The organism is Bacteroidetes Order II. bacterium (assembly GCA_016788705.1).
Classification (GTDB): Bacteria; Bacteroidota; Rhodothermia; order Rhodothermales; family UBA2364; genus UBA2364.
Genome location: JAEUSQ010000052.1, coordinates 1 through 3,600, shown reverse-complemented (window position 1 = coordinate 3,600; position 3,600 = coordinate 1). Strand labels below are relative to the sequence as shown.

Below are 3,600 nucleotides of genomic sequence, written 5' to 3'. Positions count from 1 at the left end.
CGGAAATCTTCAATTACATAGCGTGCTACTACAACCCGAAAAGGAGGCATTCGGCACTGGGCTATCTTTGCCCCGACAACTTTGAGGAACGCTACTTTTCTAACTTAACGCTGTGTCCGTGAAAATGGGACCATGTCACCCAAATCATTACGATAAGATTTGATCTACCTCACATTTTCCACAAAAGGCAATTCGCAAAGCGGCTTGCTTTTTTGTATTTTAGCGCTATTCCTACACATTTCCTATAAAAGGTAGCCACATGTCCTCCTTTCTCACCGCATGGTACAACCGCCCTACCGCCATTCTGACGTGGGCGTGTACACTCATTTTATGGGGCGTGTGGACAGTCGTGCGCGTGCCATTGGAATGGGTGCCACAAGTCGAATTGCCAGAGTTGCACATCAACGTGTCGTGGTCGGGCGCGAATCCACGTGCGATGGAACGCTACGTTACCGCGCCATTAGAGCGAGCGGTACAAGATGTCGCCGGCACGACATCAGTGGCAAGTTTTTCGCAAGAAGGCAGCGCCTCCATTACCCTCAAAATTTCGGAAAACACCGATCCCACTTTATACGCCGCTGCCATCAATGAGCGTTTAGCAATGGTGCGCCCAACGTTGCCGGAGCACGTATTTCCGTATTTGAGCAAAGAAATTCCCGAAGCATTGCGCGAACAACAAGGCTTTATGACCCTGCAACTAATCGGCAATTTAGCGCCTGATGCGTTACGAAAGTTGGCAGAAGAAGAAATCGCCCCCAAGTTGCGCGTGTTGCCCGGCGTGGGACGTGTCTCGGTATCGGGTGGAACGGCGCACGAGTTAAAGATCGCGTTAGACCCCGCGAAGCTCGCAGCATATCGCTTGTCCTCGGAGGCAGTGAAGACGAGTTTGATGGAAACATTAGACGATGTCGTGTATGGGCGCTTACGAATGCAAGGACGTGCGATGTTGTTACTCACGCCTGCCGAGCAATCGGCGGCAAAGTTGCGAGATATTCGTTTGCCTGCTTCTATGACGGGCGGCAAAGACATAGGATTGAGCGAAGTGGCGGAGTTAAGCGTCGGCGAAGCGCCTGTTGAGCATATCAGCCGCATTGATGGGCAAAATGTAGTAACAATTACCTTAGATCGGGCGCATGGTTCGCATTTGCTTCAAACCGCCGAAGCCGTACAACACAAAAGTGAGCAATTGAAACAACGACTTCCGCAAGCGGTGCGCATCTTGGTTGCCGATGACCGAAGCGAAGCAGTACGTGCGGAATTGCAACAGCTCGCGTGGCAAGGAAGTATTGGCTTATTACTTGTTGTTTTTGTACTTTTATTTATGTTAAAAAGCATACGTGTAGTGGCCATCGTATTGTTTAGTGTAATTTTAGCGTTCTCCATTTCCTTTGTTTTATTAACGCCTTTAGGATTGACACTGAACTTGATAACACTCGGTGGATTGGTCTTGGTATTTGGAATGCTCGCCGACAATGCGGTGGTTGTGGTCGTCGAATGGATGCGCGTCCACAAGCCCGGAATGCCTATCGAGGACACGGTGCGCAAGGTGCTATCGGCGGTGTGGATGCCACTTCTGGGTGGCACGCTCACGACTTCTATTGTCATTCTGCCGTTGGTGTATTTGAGCGGTGCGTTACAGAAATTATTCTTGCCCTTTGGTATTCTCACGACGCTCACGTTGTTGGCTTCTTTGGCTTCGGCGGTGCTGGTTGTGCCGGTTTTAGGGCGATTTCTGCCGCCATCCGAAGCGACAAACCCCAAATCACGGCTTCGGCAATGGAGTAATGCGCCCTTTCGATGGATCGAACATGCACCACGCTTCACACTATGGGTGCTGATCTTGTTTATCGGCATACCGTTCTGGCTCTTGCCGCTCAATTTCGCGATAAAAGAAACGGAAAATCCCTATTCACCAAAGAATCGCCTGAAAGCGCTGTATAACGATACGATTGGCTCGGATTTTTTTCAAGAAGTACGTACTTATCTCGATCCATACATGGGCGGCGTGGCACGTCCTTTTTTCGAGACGACCAATTTTGGGCAGAGTTGGAAGTACAAAGCCGAGCCAGAAGTATCCGTTTCTATGGAATTTCCACCAGGTAACCCGATTGCACGTGCCGATTCTTTGATTCATCAATTCGAGTTGGTGGCGCTTGCCAATGCGTCGGTGAAGCAAACCTTGGTGCAAGTTTCTGAACAGAGCGCTTCGTTGCGTATCAAGTTTAAAGAGGATGCCTTGGAAACTGTTGAACCGTTTGTGGTCCGTGAAGACCTGATTCAGCAAGCTGTTTTGTTGGCAGGGATTAGTATAAGTGTGAATGGATTATTGCCTCAAGGTTACTACAGCGCAAGCGGTGTGGGCATTTCAGGGATGATGGTGGATGCTTTTGGTCCAAATTACGAAGACCTTGCGGCCTTTTCCGAGAAGTTTGCTACCAAATTGAAGCAAAATGCGCGGGTCGCCGAAGTGGATACCGATGCCAGTTTGTACGGACGCAGCGCCAACCGCGAGTTTCTACGCTACCGATGGGCAACGCCACAACAGCAACAAACACACGTTGCGCCTTCCGAGTTGGCAAATGCCTTGCGCCCCATCTTTTCCACCCGCGTTCCCATTGCATACGCCGATCTTGGTAACGAGCGCCGCTTGCCCATTCGCATGACCTTAGAAAATGAATTTACAGACCTTTCCAAAACAGATATTGGGCGTTTGGCAGAAATGCCACTTCCTATTACGCCACAGAAAAGCATTTCTTTGGGCAAAAACGCTTTTTTCGAGGTAGTGCCCGCGCCTTCAGATATTGAGCGCGAAAACCAGCAATACAAGCGCCATATTATGATAGACTACCGTGGTCCCTATGAATTGGGCTACAAGTTTCTGCAAGACGAATTGGCTTCGATGCCGCTACCTGCGGGCTATAAATTGGAAATGAGCAACCACAACTTTTTCACCGAAGAAGTCCAGCAATCTTTCGGATGGGCATTGTTGGCAACGATTGGCTTGGTGTACCTGGTGATGGTATTTGTGTTCGAGTCGTGGCGTGTACCATTTGTCGTACTACTTTCTATTCCGACGGCATTTGCAGGCGTGGCACTTGCCTTCATTTGGCGCGAGGCCAATTTCGCGGAAGGTGCTTTTATTGGAGCAGTCTTGCTTACTGGGGTGGCGGTGAACAATGGTATTCTATTGATGGCTTCGTACCGAAACATGGGAAAAGCACACCCAACCCGAAAACCCTTCGTCCTTCTCCAGTTAGCCATTCGCAAACGACTCCGTCCGATGTGGGCCACAACCTTGGTGGCGGTTGTTGGGATGCTCCCCGTTTTGGTCGCACCCGAAACCAATGACTTCTGGCTGGGGCTTTCCGCAACCGTAACAGGTGGCTTGCTCTCTTCTACTTTGTTGATTCCTTTTGTGATGATGGCTTTTATAGGTAAAAGGCATAAAAAAACAGGAGAGTCACCAAAACAAAAATATCTAGGTTTTATTAAATGGAATCCATTAGGAAAGGGATGAAAGAAATTCTATTACACAAGCCGAATCACACAGCTTCACCTTATCTTCTAATAAATATATAAGTATTTTATTTATATTGATAT

General features: G+C 48.8%; 1 protein-coding gene. It reads left to right on the top strand.

Going from position 1 to position 3,600, the window contains the following annotated elements; translation table 11 throughout:
- The first annotated feature begins 259 nt into the window (after nt 1-259).
- Nucleotides 260-3,517, top strand: coding sequence for an efflux RND transporter permease subunit (locus tag JNN12_13610; protein MBL7979371.1), 3,258 nt, complete (start codon nt 260-262; stop codon nt 3,515-3,517).
- Nucleotides 3,518-3,600: the final 83 nt, after the last annotated feature.

Excerpts from the sequence above, each read along its gene's own strand:
- JNN12_13610 (MBL7979371.1), top strand. The coding sequence starts at position 260 with ATGTCCTCCTTTCTCACCGCATGGTACAACCGCCCTACCGCCATTCTG.